The sequence below is a fragment of the Deltaproteobacteria bacterium HGW-Deltaproteobacteria-2 genome, from assembly GCA_002840505.1.
Lineage (GTDB): Bacteria > Desulfobacterota > Syntrophia > Syntrophales > Smithellaceae > Smithella.
This window is the reverse complement of the sequence record PHBC01000004.1, coordinates 34,805-50,269: the sequence shown is the minus strand read 5'-3', so window position 1 is coordinate 50,269 and position 15,465 is coordinate 34,805. Positions and strand designations below refer to the sequence as shown.

Here is a 15,465-nt window from a genome sequence, read left to right as displayed (position 1 = left end):
TGCGGGACGGGAATGACAATGCTTTTATAAAGATAATAGTCAACCATGAAATCATTTCTTAATTTTGCAGTTAGTCTAATTGCCTTTGGTCTGACTTCTTATTTAGCCATTGTTCAGAAATGGGCGGTGCAGGAATTTTGCTGGTGTGTTTGGCTGGCTGGTTTTTTTTATTCGTGGACATGCGTCATTACAGCGGTCTTTCAAATCATGCTGAACTCCAGAGCGAACAAGAATTATTATGACGAAAAAGTTCCCTTCATTAAAAATATTTCTCCAGAGATGTTTACTCTGGGAATTATTCCGGTGACTTTGCTTATTGGCTTTGTCGCGCTTTATATTTACTGTTGGATATTCTCTTTTTACGGACTTTTTCTTTCAGTATTTGCCGAAATGCAGCCTTTAAATCTTTTCGGCAGGAACGGTTTTATCAATTCTGATTTTTTCACACCGGTAACTTATCTTGCACAGATATACTGGCCGATGATACTGATAGTGCTTATCACCAACGCGGAGGATTTTATGCAAAAAAACGCGTGGCAAAGAATAGTACTTCCTTTCAAATCCAACGAAATAGTTCGCATTCATTTGATGACTCTTGCTTTGCCGTTTTTAATGATGCTTACGTGGGCTTTTTTCAAAGGTGCGTATCAGCAGTTGACAATTGTTCTGCTAATTGGCATTTTTTATTTAATTCCTAAAAAACGGCAGAAGGATAAGACGATCGTTAGCCAGCATTCCAACCCAACATCTGGCGCAACACAGTGAGGCCAAATCTATGAACGTAATCGTTTGCCAAATGAATAAAAAGATTATAAAACCAACCCCGTTCGGAACTGTTTGTGTCATCTGGCATGTATCAAGAAAAATCCCACGGATTTTCCATATTCTACTTTCCAGACCGGAGTTTGCGGCTGAAAATCGGGTGGCAATGCGTTTTTCTGATTCCAGAATATCCTCTTGCACTGAAATTGACACGATAGCTTCTTCCATTAAGGCTTATCTTGAAGGAGAGAACATCAAGTTTTCTCTGAATCTCGTCGATTTATCTCAGTGTTCAAAATTTCAGCAGTCAGTTCTTCGCGCGCAACACGCAATTCCGCGCGGTTCTGTCAGTACTTACGGACTCGTCGCTGCGCATGCAGGTGCACTTGGTGGAGCACGGGCGGTGGGCAACGTTTTGGCTGGCAATCCTTTCCCTTTGATCGTGCCTTGTCACCGGACAATCCTTTCCAATTTTCACCTTGGAGGTTTTCAGAGTGGATCTGAAATGAAGCGGGCTTTACTGGAGAAGGAAGGAATAAGTTTTGATCAGTTGGGGCGCGTGAGATGTTCTCGATTTCACTTTTAAGAATCCTTCACGTCAGCATATTTTGCCAAAGGAGGCGGTTCATTCCTTAAAAGCCAGTAAAGGCCTAGCAATTTAACAGTTTCCATGAATTCTATAAAGTCAACCGGTTTGGGAAGATAACTATTGGCGCCCAGTTTGTAACAAGCGATCACTTCATCCTCCTGATTGGAAGAAGTGAGAATGACTACCGGCAATAGTTTGGTGAGCTCGTTTTGGCGGATGGCCTTGAGTACTTCCAATCCGTTAATTTTGGGGAGGTTTAAATCCAGAATAATAAGAATGGGCAAATCCTTTATCTCCCGTTCTGCATACATTCCATTTCCAAACAGATAATCCAGGGCTTCCACACCGTTATTGGCGACGATCATCTTGTTGGAGATATGATTTTTATTGAATGCCCGTATAGTCAATTCGACATCATCGGGATTATCCTCTACCAGTAGAATAATTTTTTCTTCCATCGTAAACTCCTTGTAAAACGAAGAGTGAAAAGTGAATGGTGAAAAGTATTTAGTATTTCAAGTTTCACCGGTTCTTTCTTTTCACCTTTTACGTTTCACTCTTCACTATTCTTCACTCTGGTATTGTGAAGAAAAAAGTTGCTCCTTTGCCTACTTCTCCTTCCGCCCAGATTTGACCTCCGTGGCGGGTGATAATTCTTTTTACTGTTGCCAATCCAATTCCCGTGCCGGGAAATTCATCTGTTGAATGCAAGCGCTGGAAAGCCCCAAACAGCTTATTCGTATAAGCCATATTAAAGCCCACACCGTTGTCTCGAATGAAAAAGACTTTCTTATCTTCCGTGAGAGTCATACCGAATTCAATTAAAGGTTGTTTTTGTTTGCCGGTGAACTTCCATGCATTTTCGATCAGGTTTGTCAGGGCGATCTCCATAGAGTTGCGATCACCCTTGATAATGATGTCTTTCTGGATAATCATTTTTATGTCTTTATCAGGATTGTTATGCTGAATTGTCTGTGCAATTGACTGAACTAAATTACTCAAATCAATTGATTCATGTTGGAATTCGGCATGAGATATCCTGGATAATTTCAGCATGTCTTCGATGAGCAATCCCATATGCTGTGTTGCCGCACGGATCTTATTGAGGTAATTCTTACCAGTATCATCAAGCGTTTCCTGATAGTCTTCCATGAGCGCCAGACTGAATCCGTCAATGCTCCTGAGCGGTGCGCGTAAATCGTGGGAAACAGAATAGCTAAACGCCTTAAGCTCATTATTGGTTTCCTCCAGTTTCCGGGTGGCTAAAGCAGTGTTTTTTGCGCTTTGATTCAGGTCATCCACCAGATTCAGAAGAGCCAGTTGGCTATCATGCAATGCCCTTGTCCGTTCGGCTACTTTTTGTTCCAGTTCTACATTCAGCTGATGTATTTTTTCTTCAGCCAGCTTGCGCTCCGTGATATCATTACTGTTGACGATCATTCCGATATGCTCTCCGGTAGATTCGTATAAGGGGTGGCCTGATGAACGCAGCCAGATATAATTACCATCTTTACATCGATAACGTTGCTCTACATCTCTGTCCGATAAAGTATTAATTCCTTCCATGTATCTTGCTATGACGTATTCGCGGTCTTCGGGATGAACGAGGTCAAAGGCACAACTGCCGATAAGTTCTTCCGGATCGTACCCCAGGATTCTGCGTATGGAAGGGCTGTTATATCTGAAAATCCCTTGAGGATCTATTTCGCTTACGAAGTCGCTCATATTGTCTGTGATGCGCCGGTATCTCTCTTCGCTTTTGTGAAGGTCATGCTCTATCCGTTGGCGCTCGATTATCCTCCACATGCCTTCCATCAGCAGGGTCAACTGCTCGATGTCGCCATGATCGTAATCTTCATCTTTGTTGCCTACACCCGCTACAATGACTATCCGGGTGCCGACGAATATGGGAATGTTCATATGCCGTTTCAAAATTACATGGCCTTGCGGATAGCCTTTTTTCAACGGGTTGGCGGCAGCGTAATTGTTGGTGACGATAGGTTTACGCTGCCTTACCGCTTCACCCCAGAGCCCGGTTGAGACAACAGGATATGTGATCGGTTTCTCGTCAATGGCACATTCCGCCATGGCAGATTTTGACCATGAGTGCATAGTGAGAACGCTCTCATCTTCATTGACAAACGCCAGATAACCGATTTTGCTTTGGGTCAAACTTACGGCTTCCTCCAGGGCGAAATCCGTAATCTCCTTCAGCGTCGCCTCCGTCATTCGGTTCAGTTTAAGCAGCGCCTGCATGCGTTGAGAGTTCAACGCGAGCTTGTCTTCCGCCTGCTTGCTAAGCAAATCATTTTGAGCTTGCGATAAGTCTTCCTCCAGCTTCTTGCGTGCGGATATATTATTTAGGAGTAAAGACAGAAACACACCCATGATAATCATACTGATGATGAAGATTAAGGCTCGAAGTAAGGGATTAGGATAAGGCGACACGAAAAGGGCGCGGGGAAGAAAGATGAGTAATGAAAGTAAGCTGGTTACTGCAATGCCCTTTATACGGAATGCATAAGCCGCATACATGACTGGTATAAGAAAAAAAGCCCGATGCAAATCATGAACCGTATAAAAAATATCATAACGCAGATTCACCCAGCCTTCAGAATCTATGATGACATCCATGTAGTAAAATACTGAAAAGGCCGCCATGAGGGCAGTAATATGCCAGAAAGATGCATTCTTCCACACAGGTATCTGTTTGAGTTCATGAGTATTACTTGTTATCGTTGAGTTGATCATGGTTTAACCTTCATTACTCGTGAAGTGTGAAGCGCGAAATGAGAAGAGTTGAAAAAGGGTTCCCCTCACCATTCACTTCGTTCTCTTCACTATTCACTTTTCACCCTTTATGCTTCTCCAACTCCGCTATCCGTTTCTTCAGCTCCCGCATCCTCAACTCCCGATCTACGAATACTTTATTTATCCGTTCCAGATCAGCGGTCTTGGTTGATAATTCGGCGGTGCGTTGGGCGACACGCTGTTCAAGTTCTTCATTTAGTTTTTTTATTTCCTCCTCTGCCTGCCTGATTTCAGTGATGTCGCGGGCGGAAGAAAGTGCTCCTGATACATTCCCCTGCGTATCTTTGAGAACCCGGCACCACCAGGCCAGCAGTCTCTCTTGTCCGTCTTTACGTTTCTGCCAGCTTTCTAAATAAATAAGATCATTACTGCCGTTGAAAAGGGGTTGGACCTTATCGAACGTTCCTTGTTCCCGGACAAAATAAAAATCAGCGGCCTTGCCGAGCACATCCTTTCCGAAAAATTTGATGCCGGGCTGATTAGCCCATGTATAAATTTTATTTTTATCTACTTCCATAATAATGTCTGGAATAGCATCAAGGAGCGTCTGCTGATGCAGGTAAAGCTTTTTTAAATCCTCCTCCAACTTTTTGCGCTCGGAGATTTCTCTTTGGAGATTTTCCACGGAGGTATAAGATTGCTTTAATTTAGCCACCGTTTCATTCACGGCCTTGGCCAAATCAGCCAGTTCATCATTGCCTGTTACAGGTATTTGATAATTCAGATTGCCATTACCGATGATTTCGATCCCTTGATCAAGCGCTGTCAGGCGTTTTGCCACCATTCTGTTGAGCGAAGTTGAATTGACGATAATCGCTATGCCGCTGCCCGCAAACAAAATGATGATCAGCAAAAGAGCCCAGTTTTGTGCTTTGGTCTTTTCCCTCACGGTTGATTCATGCAGTCTATTGATAATATCCATCAAGGCGTAGGCCTTGAGAAATACCTGGCCGATCTGCCGCGTTCCCGCTTCATCAAAAATAAGTCTGCTATTCGCACGGCGTGCCTCCCGCTTACTTCTCTCGATTATCGAGGAGAATGAAGAAAAGGTTGCATCAAAGTTTTTTTGCGCTTCCTGTAACAGGAGTTTGTCTTCCGCGCTCGAAAAACTTTCAGACGCTGTTTCCAGTAATTTCCGGAGAGCTTCGGACTTTAAGTGCCACTGGATGCCCGCCCGTTCTTCCCGATTAAGAAGATAATCGTCCCGCAAGGCGATGCGTTCAAAGGCCGTTTTTATCATTTCATCAACGAGCTTCTCATTCCGGTCGGCTCTGTAAATATTCCAGAACGACCAGGACAGGGAAATTGCTATAAGCACAGCAACAATCAGGGAAATCCAGTTATTGATACTCAGTCTTTTTTTGATCTGCATGTTTTTTTCCTATTGTCATTCCGTGCAAGCGGAGCGCGACACAGAATCCAGTAAATATTAAATGTTCTGGATACCGGCGTTCGCCGGTATGACGAATGTTGGACTTTTTACGCGACCATCAACGAATGATCCTCACCGCATCCGGCTTGACTGCCAAAAGCCCATCGATATAAATGAAATCAAGATAGTTGGGCATATCGCGGCATGCTGCTAATCTATTTTTTATTGCCCATCGCGTCTGGTCTTCAAAGTCCACCAGCAATGCCTGATCCAGCGCGACCCTGAATGTGAAAATGTCCCATATTTCATCAAGAATTACTTTATCAACCTTGAGAGATTCGACTACGAGTCGGCGCGATTCTTCGGGATGCTCATGCACAAATGCTTCGGCCTTAATCAGTGCCCGCAGAACTTTTTTTATCGCCGTGGGATTATTCTTTACATACTCCTGTCCGGCCACAACGCAGAAGTTCTCGGTGTAGAGTGATTCACCGAAAAACATTATCCCATTGCTTCCCAATTTATTCTTCAGTTGCATCACGGTAGGATTCCATGTGGAGACGGCATCCACCTTTCCAGTGTCGAGAGCATGGGCCATTTCGTCGGGCTTCAGGTCAACAATTTTGACCTGCTTTCTGCCGATATTGTGGAGTTGCAGAAAAGCATCCGCAAAGAAATGCCCCGTTGTTTCCAGTGTAAGGCCGATTTTTTTCCCTTTTAGGTCGGAAGGTTTGGCAATTCCTTTGTCCCTTCTGGCCACGATGGTTTCATTTCTGTTGGAAGTCTGGATTACTGCCAGGGTAGTGATTTTCTTGCCGCCCATGACGGCGAACACTATTGGTGTATCTCCCACTGTAGCGATATCCGCCTTGCCATCAATCACAGACAGGAGAGCCGGTTTCCCGAAGGCATGAGGCTGCGGCGTTGCATCCAGACCTTCTTCCCGAAGGTAATCCTTCGCGAAGGCAACGTTAATGAGAATTGCGTTGCCGGCAGTTGAATAAGCTATGGTAATTTTTTCCGGGGGTCCGGATTGTTTCTGCGGCTGACAGCCATTCATGGTAAATACGATAAATAGAAGTGTGCTAAGAAAAAGAGCGGCAAAATGTAAGTCTTTCTGGAAATGGATCATATTCTTTACCCCTTATTGAAAATTTGGTGGTCAGTTAATATGATATTTGGTAGTTGACTCTTGATCTCCTTCCTTTCATATTAATTTTACTACGAAATTACTTAAAGTCAACCTTAATATTGTTATTAAAATAATCATTTAACTTGATAAAATGGTGGTACAGTTATAAAAAATTGCGCCGCCATTTTAGTATATGTCTGGCGGAAATTTTATGGGTGACTAATGGGATATCGTGGAGAAATTGATGGTCTAAGAGCTATTGCGGTTCTTGCAGTAATTTTCTTTCATGCCGGGTTTAAAGTGTTTGAAGGCGGTTTTGTCGGCGTCGATGTGTTTTTCGTTATCAGTGGTTATTTGATAACGACGATTATTCTTGCCGATATGAATGAAGGAAAGTTTTCAATTGCTAAATTTTACGAAAGAAGAGCGAGGCGCATTTTACCGGCATTATTTTTAGTGATGCTCTGTTGCCTGCCATTTGCCTGGTTGTGGCTCCTGCCAAATCATTTTAAAGACTTTTGTAAAAGTCTTACCTCTATTTCAACTTTTTCATCAAACATACTGTTCATGAAAGAAAGCGGTTATTTCGCAACCCAAGCGGAATTGAAACCATTGCTTCATGCCTGGAGTTTATCCGTTGAAGAACAGTATTATATATTATTCCCTCTTTTTTTAATTGCACTATGGAAATTACGCAAACGATGGATCTTCGGATCGCTGCTGGCTATTGCCGTTGTCAGCTTAATTGCAGCGCAATGGGGCACTTATCATAAACCGTGGGAAACTTTCTACTCTCTGCTCACGCGTGGTTGGGAGTTAGCCATAGGAGCACTTATTGCTTTTTACTTTTTGTATAAGAAAGAGCAGGGTGAGTTTATATCATCGAACAAAGTTGCGAGCGAAGCGCTTGGCTTGTTCGGGTTAGTTCTCATTTGTTATTCCGTCTTCGCGTTTGATAAATCTACTCCTTTTCCCGGTCTTTATGCGCTTGTTCCAACTATCGGCACGGCATTAATCATCGCATTTTCGACATCCGCTACTATTGCGGGCCGTTTTCTTTCTACAAGGATATTGGTTGGCCTCGGATTGATAAGTTACAGCGCTTATTTATGGCATCATCCACTTTTCGTGTTTGCGCGTCATAGAAGTTTAACCGAACCGGGCACAGTTCTGCTTCTTGTTTTGACGGTTCTATCATTTGTGCTTGCTTATTGCAGCTGGCGCTTTGTTGAAAAACCGTTTAGAAATAAAAATGCCATCAGCAGAAAAACAGTCTTTAAATTTGCTGTTGCCGGTTCGGTGGTTTTTATCGCTATTGGCATTACTGGTGAGATTAACAATGGATTTAATAAAAGAACGAATGGCAGAGGGATAGTATTAGCTGACTTGTCCAAAAAAATAACCATCAATCACGGGCTCAGTCATGATTGTGATGAAAAATTTACATTATCGAAGAATTGCAGGACAAATGACGAACCGGAAATATTAGTGTGGGGTGATTCTTACGCTTCGCATCTGGTTCAAGGTATTTTAGCATCCAATCCGCAAGCTAAAATTATCCAAATGACCAAAAGTTCGTGTGGACCGTTCTTTGATATCGCGCCAGTCTCCTATAGAAATACGGTTAATGAGGCTAAGGATTGCGTGGATTTCAATAACAGTGTACGTGACTGGCTTAAATCAAATAATACGGTTAAATATGCCGCCATTTCGGCTGCTTTATCAGGATACTTGGGAAATAATAAAAATCAATTATTGATCAAAGACAAGGTTTATGATGTAAATAAAAAATTATTCACCGAGTATTTTGTTAAAACACTGGACGAATTAAAGAATATGGGAATAACACCTGTAATATTTTCTCCTATTCCTCAAAATGGCAAAAATATCGGTGAATGCCTTGTTCGGATGGAATTCTTTGGCGGTGATTTAAATACTTGCGGTTTTAAAATTGATGAAAAAACTGAAACATCGAAAAAAATACACGAATTCCTGAAAAATATCTCAAAGAATAATAAAGTTGTTTTTCTTGATGATGGTATTTGTTCCAATGGCATGTGTAAAGCGTACATCGATAATACATATATTTTTGTAGATAAAACACATTTTTCTCAAAGTGGTTCGGCACTAGTCGGTAGAAAAATGGACTTCTACGACTTGATAGTTGGAAATAAATAGATTGATTCATATCTTCCGGCTAAAACAGTCTTGACATAAAAGTCCGAAATCCGTATCTTGTTACCCGTAAAAAGCAATTTTTTGTCGAACTTGTCACTTATATGATGCGCATAATGATGGCGCAGGGAGTAAAGAGTAGAAGGAATAAAAAATGCCAATCACAGAAATTCTTGCAAGCAACGCCACTCTGTACGGCGAAGAAATATGCCTTATTGAAATAAATCCTCAAATCAAAGAAATAAACGCAAGCTGGAAGGATTACGATCTTGTAGAAACCAATCCGGAAAATCGCTACCGGCGGGAGATGACCTGGCGCGAGTTCGACGACAAAGCCAATCGCTTTGCCAACTTTTTATTGGGAAGAGGTCTGACGAAAGGCCATAAGGTCGGTATTCTGCTGATGAACTGCCTGGAGTGGCTACCGATCTATTTTGGTATTCTGAAAACCGGCGCTCTTGCTGTGCCACTCAACTACCGCTATACGGAAGATGAAATCAAATACTGTCTCGATCTGGCCGACTGTGACGTTTTGATTTTCGGGCCGGAATTTACGGAAAGAGTCGTAGCGATTCGAGACAATATTCCGAAAATAAAAATAAAGCTATTTTTGGGAGTAGGCCGACCTGCTTTTGCAGAGAGTTATTATGCACTCACCGCGTGCTGTTCCTCCACGGCTCCGAAAATCAAGCTTTCCGACGATGACGATGCGGCCATATATTTTTCATCAGGCACTACCGGTTTTCCCAAGGCGATTCTCCACACACACCGCGCCCTGATGATATCGTGCGAAGTGGAAATGGCTCACCACAAGCAGACGCGCAAAGACAATTTTCTTTGCATACCACCGCTCTATCATACCGGAGCGAAAATGCACTGGTTCGGCAGTCTTCTCTCCGGCAGCAAAGCGGTTCTGCTGCGTGGCGTCAAACCGGAATGGATATTCAAAGTGATATCCGAAGAACAGATAACAATTGTCTGGCTGTTGGTTCCGTGGGCACAGGACATTCTGGATGCCATCGAACGCGGCGATATAAAATTGGAGAATTACAAATTGCAGCAGTGGAGGCTGATGCACATCGGCGCTCAGCCGGTTCCGCCCAGTCTGATTAAACGCTGGAAAAAATATTTTCCCAACCACGAATATGATACCAATTACGGTCTTTCGGAATCTATCGGGCCGGGTTGCGTCCATCTCGGCATAGAAAACATCCATAAAGTCGGCGCTATCGGAAAAGCCGGTTACAGTTGGGAATTGCAGATAGCGGATGAAAATGGTTGTCCTGTGAAGCAAGGCGAGGTGGGCGAGCTTTGTGTAAAAGGCCCGGGCGTTATGAAATGCTATTACAAAAATCCGGAAGCCACCGCCGAGGTGCTCAAAAACGGCTGGCTCTATACCGGCGATATGGCGCGTCTGGATGAAGACGGGTTTATCTATCTTGTGGATCGCAAGAAAGACGTAATTATAACAGGCGGCGAAAACATTTATCCTGTACAGATCGAGGATTTTCTGCGTACACACAACGCAATTAAAGATGTCGCCGTGATCGGTCTTCCCGATCACCGTCTGGGCGAAATCGTTGCCGCGATAGTTGAGTTAAAGCCGGGTGCTTCATCTTCTGAGGCCGAAATTGCAGAGTTCTGCAACGCACTGCCCCGTTACAAGCGTCCGCATAAAATAATTTTTGAAAAGGTGCCGCGCAATCCCACCGGGAAAATCGAAAAGCCGAAGCTCCGTGAAAAGTATTACGGCGGGAGCCTTGTGGAAGCACAGACAGAGAGTAATTAAACAAAAAGGAGAAAAGAATGTTTGCTTATCAGCTTTCTATTTTCGCGGAAAATAAGTCCGGAAAGCTTGCTCAGATAACCGGTGTTCTGGCCAAGGAAAAAATCAACATTCGAGCGACGACGATAGCGACAGCTGATACCTTCGGCATTATCAATCTAATTGTTGATGATCCCAAGCGTGCCGAAGCGGCTCTTTCTGCAGCGGGAATGACCGTGCATTTGCGTGAAATACTGGCTGTTTTGATTCCCGATGTTCCCGGTGGATTGGATAATTTGATGCAGCTGCTTTATCAGGAAGGTATCAATATCAATAACGCTTATGGTTTTTTACTGGAGAGTTCGAAAAAAGCGGTGTTTGTGGTTGATGTCGATCAGATGCAAAAGACGGAAAAAATACTGGAACAGAAGGGTTTCAAGACTCTGAATATAGAAGCTCTATCTTCCATGTAAACACCCTTCCTTGTCACTTCGACTGGAGGAAGAAGTCTTGATTTATGGTTTGTTAAGATTCCTCATCGCGAGAAATCGGGATTCGGGATGACATTTTTATAATATATTTATGAGCAAGGGGGAATTTATGGCGCATACAGATAAAGGAAAGTATTTTAAAAAACATGATCAGAGTATTGAAGTAGACGAAGACCTGAAGAACGAAATAATAGAGCAGGCAAAGAATAAAAGTATTTCATGCAAGAAAGCGGAAGAAATAGCCGGTGAACTAGGGTGTTCATTGGAAGAAACTGGCCGGACAATTGATATTCTTAATATTAAAATCACCAAATGTCAGCTCGGGCTCTTTGGTTATGGTGAGACCAAAAAAATCGTTCAACCGTCAAAAGAAGTTACGCAAGATGTGAAAGAAAAGATTACATCATCATTGAAAGACGGAAACCTTTCCTGTGCAGCTGCCTGGAAAATTGCTTCAGAATTAAATATCCCACGCATGAAAGTTTGTGCAGATTGCGAAGCTTTGGAAATAAAGGTTAAGCCGTGTCAGTTGGGCGCCTTCTGATACCAAGTCGCATTTTTCTGCTAACTTTGTTGGCTTCATCGTCGGTTTCCTCGACGTATTATAATATATGCCTGCGGAGCCTCCTCCTTGCCGCCTCGTTATCCTTTAAATGCAACATGGAATATCAGTTTCTAAAAAATTATTTGTTTTCTATTAAAATAGTTTCAAATAACCATGAAGTAATTTAATCATCAGGTCGGCATTTTTACGGGTACCGGCAATGATTTCTTCCATAGTTAAAGGTTTCTTCAAAAGTCCGTTGCCGAAATTATCTATTGAGCAGGCGGCAGCGTAAGGTAAATCCAATTCCAGCGCGATTACCGCTTCATTGGCCATAGTCATACCTACTATATCGGCATAATTGGCTATCATTTTAATTTCCGCTTTTGTTTCCAGCCGGGGACCCTGCATTTGCCAGTAAGTTCCCTTCTTAACAACTTTAATTTTATTGCTTATTGCAGCTTTAATAAGCTTTTGCCGCACATTTTCGTTTAGTGACGGAGTGATATGAACGGCTCTGTTTTTATGAATAGTCGGGGTAGGTGTCAACGCAATAAAATCATCGGGAATAACTATCATTCCCGGATATAAATCTTTTTTTAATGAACCCGTGGAATTAATACTGACTATTTCGGTTACGCCCAGATCTTTCAGCGCTTGTAAATTAGCACGATAATTAATCAAATGCGGTAAAACATAGTCATTTGGGGTGTTGCCATGTCTGATAATCCATGCCATTCTGTCTTTGAGTAGAACTGATGCCCGGCCATATTCATTTCTCATCGATCTGGTTACGCTATTTCTTAATAAATCGCTTCTTTCTATGACTAATTTGTTGGAAATAACTCCCAAAAGACCCATAATATCTCCTTTGCTACTTATGCTTTTATAGCAAATTAATTAAAAGTAGTCAAAGACGCAGCTGTTTTTATGCTATCAGATAGCATTTGACTTTCTGAGTTCTATTATGACATATAAACCAGCGATAAAAAAGTTATGGAGGACGTAATTCATGACCAGTCAATTCTTAGGTGTTGCCACCGACGATAATTTTGAAGGTGAAGTTCTTAAAAGCGACAAACCGGTACTAATTGATTTTTGGGCACCATGGTGCGGGCCTTGTAAAGCCATAGGTCCTATTGTTGAGGAACTTGCTGAACAATTAAAAGATAGTGTTAAAATCATGAAGTTAAATGTTGATGAAAATCAGAAAACAGCAATTAATTACGGCGTTCGCAGTATACCAACTCTTATTCTCTTTAAAGACGGCAAAGTCCTGGACACGCTCATCGGTCTTGTCCCTAAAGAAAGACTGGAAAGTTTTGTTAAAAAAAGTTTATAAATCGCGAACTTGCCGCGAAAAGGTTGAGATGTATGAATTTTAAAATATTCCGAAAGACAGTGGGATCAAATACAGTTTTATTAATTTTATTGCTGACTTTGTTTTGCAGCGGTTGCTCGTTTGTTAATATTTTCGGCAAACATGAACCGACTAAGGCGACTCCAGAAGGACTGTACTCGCGAGCTTCCGTCGAGTTTAATGGCGGTCATTATAAAAAAGCACAGGAATATTTCCTGCGGCTCAAAGAAGAATATCCGTTGCACGATCTGGCGATTTTAGCGGAAATAGGTATCGCTGATTCCTTGTACAGCGATAAAGAATATGCGGAAGCAGAAAACGCTTACGGCGACTTTATCGCTCTTCATCCTGTAAATGAAAATGTACCTTATGCGCTTTATCAGTTGGGAATGTGCCATTATAATCAGATAGGAGATATTGATCGCGACCAGACGGAAACAATTCAAGCTAAAAAAGAATGGGAAAAACTTGTTGCGCGTTTTCCGGAAAGTAAATTTTCCGCTATGGCTGAAAAACTCATTCGGGAATGCAAACAAAAGCTGGCGGAGCATGAATTTTACGTAGCTAAATTTTATATGAGACAGAAAAAATATCAGGCTGCCCTCTCGCGTTTTGAAGAGTTGGCACGTGAGTATCCTAATGTCGGCCTTGATTATAAGGTAGAATATTTCATCAGTGAAACCAAGGCTAAAATTGCCGAAGAAGAACAATTAAGACTAAAGAAGATAGAGAAACTAAAACGTAAAGAAGAAAGAAGAAAGAAAGAAGAAGAAAAGAAAGCTTCAAAAAAATAGTGAGACTCTCTGAAAATTAGTTTTCCATCTTAATTTTTCTGATAATTTTCTGCCGGGCAATTTCCGGGTTGGCGGAAGTGTCAATCTTAAAGTAGCAATCCGCCGGTATTTCGTTAATTTCGTCGAAATCTTTTTTTTGCTCCTGAAACAATTCCCATCGGCCGTCCGAAGCATTGTCGTTTTCCTGCATCCTCTTCTCCAGTCTTTTTCTGGTAATTTCATCAGGGCAGATGCACTCCAGGATATAAAAGAGAGTGCTGCGATTCTTGGCCATCTCTATAGCTTTTTGTCGCTCAGCCCGTTTCTTGAAAGAAGCGTCAATGATTACGGATTTGCCCTGTTTAATTTTTTGTTCGGCCAGTTCGTATGTCTTGTCATAAATAAAGCGGGAGACGTCTTCGGAATAAATTCCTTTTCCGAAATTTTCGTAACGCCGTTCGGTTGGTTTCATGTCGAATAATTCTTTGCGCAATATATCGGTGCGTATGATTTCCGCGCCCAGGCGGGCGGCCAGTTTTCTTGCCTGGTAGCTTTTTCCTGAACCCATTAATCCCGCGGTTAAAATCATTACTGGTTTATCCAGGCGGGCGGCGTAAGTATAAGCAAGATCAAAATATTGTGTCGCGGTTTTTGTAATCTGTTCGCGTTCATTTTCTTGAAGTTCCTCCTGATCCAGACGAAAACTGGTTACTTTTCCGCGCACGTAGGCATAATAACAGCGATAAAAATTTAACAATACGGACAGATCGGTATCGCCGGAATATCTGATATAGGATTCTATAAAAGCGTCGGCGTAGTGGGAATAACCGTTGAAATCAATATCCATAGTTAAAAAAGCCACATCTTCCACGACGTCGCCGCACCGGAAACGTTCGTTAAATTCGATGCAGTCAAAAATGATTATTTCATTGGCAATACAGATATGGTCCAGATGCAAATCGCCGTGGCAATCCCTGATTTTATGATCGGTGACTCTTTTTTCAAAAAGAGCTTTGTTTTCGGCTAAAAATTTTTCCGTATAATCTTTGATGAATTTGTACTGATATTCAGGAATTGTTACATTGATATAGTTTAATGTTTCTGCGAAATTTTCCTCACTGTTGTGACGAATGTTTTCAATATTTCCCATTTCGTCAATATGGCCGCCGGTTTGAGCTTCTTGATGAAAGGCAGCAATTTTTTTAGCCAGATTATCCATATCTTTTTCATCGGCCAGCCCTTGGAAAAGCAGTGTCTTGAGCATTCTATCAGCGGGAAGTTTTTTCATTCGTACGGCATAATCAACAATTTCAACTCCTTGGTTGAGCGTGATATTTCCCCTGGCGTCCAGAGATATGGCTATGACATCCAGATATGTGCCGGAGGCAAGACGTTTATTCAATCTCAACTCTTCTTCGCAGTAAAATTTTCTTTTTTCCTGAGTGGTGAAATCGAGAAAATCAAATTTAACCGGCTTTTTGACTTTATAGACGAGGTCTCCGGCAATAAAAACATAAGAAATATGCGTTTCGATAAACTTAACCTCTGCCGGACGGTGGGAATAAAAATCAGTTTTTTTCATGGCTTCAATTAACAGAGAATGAGTCATAAAATTTCCCCGTAAATATTCTTCCCGGCAAACGACGTGCCTTTAAAATATCAGGTTTAGTTTCTCAATAGAACATTGTCAT

The 15,465-nt window shown here is 42.1% G+C and carries 14 protein-coding genes; 8 read left to right on the top strand and 6 right to left on the bottom strand.

Annotated features, from left to right (window positions below):
- Nucleotides 1-45 precede the first annotated feature (45 nt).
- Together CVU62_10295 and CVU62_10290 are read left to right on the top strand one after the other, a co-directional pair.
- Complete coding sequence (locus CVU62_10295; protein ID PKN37372.1) at nucleotides 46-765, top strand: hypothetical protein; 720 nt, start codon at nucleotides 46-48, stop codon at nucleotides 763-765.
- A 10-nt stretch (nucleotides 766-775) separates the two neighbouring features.
- Entirely contained in the window at nucleotides 776-1,348 is a 573-nt protein-coding gene (locus CVU62_10290) for a hypothetical protein (protein PKN37371.1), read from the top strand.
- On the opposite strand, the gene CVU62_10285 is transcribed toward CVU62_10290, so the two are convergent.
- The 4 genes from CVU62_10285 to CVU62_10270 all read right to left on the bottom strand — a co-directional run bounded on the left by CVU62_10285 (nucleotide 1,345) and on the right by CVU62_10270 (nucleotide 6,666).
- A complete protein-coding gene (locus CVU62_10285; protein ID PKN37370.1) occupies nucleotides 1,345-1,809 on the bottom strand; it encodes a two-component system response regulator in 465 nt (154 codons plus the stop codon). The two genes, CVU62_10290 and CVU62_10285, sit on opposite strands and share 4 nt — an antisense overlap.
- A 112-nt stretch (nucleotides 1,810-1,921) precedes the next feature.
- The gene (locus CVU62_10280) at nucleotides 1,922-4,102 is read right to left on the bottom strand and encodes a hypothetical protein (GenBank protein PKN37369.1); all 2,181 of its coding nucleotides are present in this window, start codon (nucleotides 4,100-4,102) and stop codon (nucleotides 1,922-1,924) included.
- A gap of 100 nt (nucleotides 4,103-4,202) precedes the next feature.
- Nucleotides 4,203-5,534: a hypothetical protein gene (locus tag CVU62_10275; GenBank protein ID PKN37368.1), complete on the bottom strand. Its 1,332-nt coding sequence runs from the start codon at nucleotides 5,532-5,534 to the stop codon at nucleotides 4,203-4,205.
- 118 nt (nucleotides 5,535-5,652) lie between these two features.
- A complete protein-coding gene (locus CVU62_10270) occupies nucleotides 5,653-6,666 on the bottom strand; it encodes an ABC transporter substrate-binding protein (protein PKN37367.1) in 1,014 nt (337 codons plus the stop codon).
- Nucleotides 6,667-6,888: 222 nt separating this feature from the next.
- On the opposite strand from CVU62_10270, the gene CVU62_10265 reads away from it, so the two are divergent.
- From CVU62_10265 to CVU62_10250, 4 genes are all read left to right on the top strand, one after another.
- Nucleotides 6,889-8,844: an acyltransferase gene (locus tag CVU62_10265; GenBank protein ID PKN37366.1), complete on the top strand. Its 1,956-nt coding sequence runs from the start codon at nucleotides 6,889-6,891 to the stop codon at nucleotides 8,842-8,844.
- Between the two features lie 151 nt (nucleotides 8,845-8,995).
- Nucleotides 8,996-10,630 (top strand): AMP-dependent synthetase, encoded by a 1,635-nt coding sequence (locus CVU62_10260; GenBank protein ID PKN37365.1) that lies wholly within the window; start codon nucleotides 8,996-8,998, stop codon nucleotides 10,628-10,630.
- Nucleotides 10,631-10,647: 17 nt separating this feature from the next.
- Nucleotides 10,648-11,079: a hypothetical protein gene (locus CVU62_10255; GenBank protein PKN37364.1), complete on the top strand. Its 432-nt coding sequence runs from the start codon at nucleotides 10,648-10,650 to the stop codon at nucleotides 11,077-11,079.
- Nucleotides 11,080-11,206: 127 nt separating this feature from the next.
- Nucleotides 11,207-11,641 carry a hypothetical protein gene (locus tag CVU62_10250; protein PKN37363.1) on the top strand — a complete coding sequence of 145 codons (435 nt, stop codon included), beginning with the start codon at nucleotides 11,207-11,209 and terminating at the stop codon, nucleotides 11,639-11,641.
- A gap of 153 nt (nucleotides 11,642-11,794) precedes the next feature.
- Here the strand turns inward: CVU62_10250 and CVU62_10245 are convergent, their stop codons facing one another.
- Nucleotides 11,795-12,502: a hypothetical protein gene (locus CVU62_10245; GenBank protein ID PKN37362.1), complete on the bottom strand. Its 708-nt coding sequence runs from the start codon at nucleotides 12,500-12,502 to the stop codon at nucleotides 11,795-11,797.
- A 151-nt stretch (nucleotides 12,503-12,653) separates the two neighbouring features.
- On the opposite strand from CVU62_10245, the gene trxA reads away from it, so the two are divergent.
- A complete protein-coding gene (gene trxA / locus CVU62_10240) occupies nucleotides 12,654-12,983 on the top strand; it encodes a thioredoxin (GenBank protein ID PKN37361.1) in 330 nt (109 codons plus the stop codon).
- A 32-nt stretch (nucleotides 12,984-13,015) separates the two neighbouring features.
- Nucleotides 13,016-13,795, top strand: a complete 780-nt coding sequence (locus CVU62_10235) for an outer membrane protein assembly factor BamD (protein ID PKN37360.1) — start codon at nucleotides 13,016-13,018, stop codon at nucleotides 13,793-13,795.
- A gap of 16 nt (nucleotides 13,796-13,811) precedes the next feature.
- Here the strand turns inward: CVU62_10235 and CVU62_10230 are convergent, their stop codons facing one another.
- The gene (locus CVU62_10230) at nucleotides 13,812-15,383 is read right to left on the bottom strand and encodes an aminoglycoside phosphotransferase (protein PKN37359.1); all 1,572 of its coding nucleotides are present in this window, start codon (nucleotides 15,381-15,383) and stop codon (nucleotides 13,812-13,814) included.
- Nucleotides 15,384-15,465 lie beyond the last annotated feature (82 nt).

Bases quoted from the DNA above. Each gene is read 5' to 3' on its own strand.
- CVU62_10230 (PKN37359.1), bottom strand. From the start codon at position 15,383: ATGACTCATTCTCTGTTAATTGAAGCCATGAAAAAAACTGATTTTTAT.
- trxA (PKN37361.1), top strand. From the start codon at position 12,654: ATGACCAGTCAATTCTTAGGTGTTGCCACCGACGATAATTTTGAAGGT.
- CVU62_10255 (PKN37364.1), top strand. From the start codon at position 10,648: ATGTTTGCTTATCAGCTTTCTATTTTCGCGGAAAATAAGTCCGGAAAG.
- CVU62_10235 (PKN37360.1), top strand. From the start codon at position 13,016: ATGAATTTTAAAATATTCCGAAAGACAGTGGGATCAAATACAGTTTTA.
- CVU62_10280 (PKN37369.1), bottom strand. From the start codon at position 4,102: ATGATCAACTCAACGATAACAAGTAATACTCATGAACTCAAACAGATA.
- CVU62_10285 (PKN37370.1), bottom strand. From the start codon at position 1,809: ATGGAAGAAAAAATTATTCTACTGGTAGAGGATAATCCCGATGATGTC.
- CVU62_10245 (PKN37362.1), bottom strand. From the start codon at position 12,502: ATGGGTCTTTTGGGAGTTATTTCCAACAAATTAGTCATAGAAAGAAGC.
- CVU62_10260 (PKN37365.1), top strand. From the start codon at position 8,996: ATGCCAATCACAGAAATTCTTGCAAGCAACGCCACTCTGTACGGCGAA.
- CVU62_10270 (PKN37367.1), bottom strand. From the start codon at position 6,666: ATGATCCATTTCCAGAAAGACTTACATTTTGCCGCTCTTTTTCTTAGC.
- CVU62_10295 (PKN37372.1), top strand. From the start codon at position 46: ATGAAATCATTTCTTAATTTTGCAGTTAGTCTAATTGCCTTTGGTCTG.
- CVU62_10275 (PKN37368.1), bottom strand. From the start codon at position 5,534: ATGCAGATCAAAAAAAGACTGAGTATCAATAACTGGATTTCCCTGATT.
- CVU62_10265 (PKN37366.1), top strand. From the start codon at position 6,889: ATGGGATATCGTGGAGAAATTGATGGTCTAAGAGCTATTGCGGTTCTT.
- CVU62_10290 (PKN37371.1), top strand. From the start codon at position 776: ATGAACGTAATCGTTTGCCAAATGAATAAAAAGATTATAAAACCAACC.
- CVU62_10250 (PKN37363.1), top strand. From the start codon at position 11,207: ATGGCGCATACAGATAAAGGAAAGTATTTTAAAAAACATGATCAGAGT.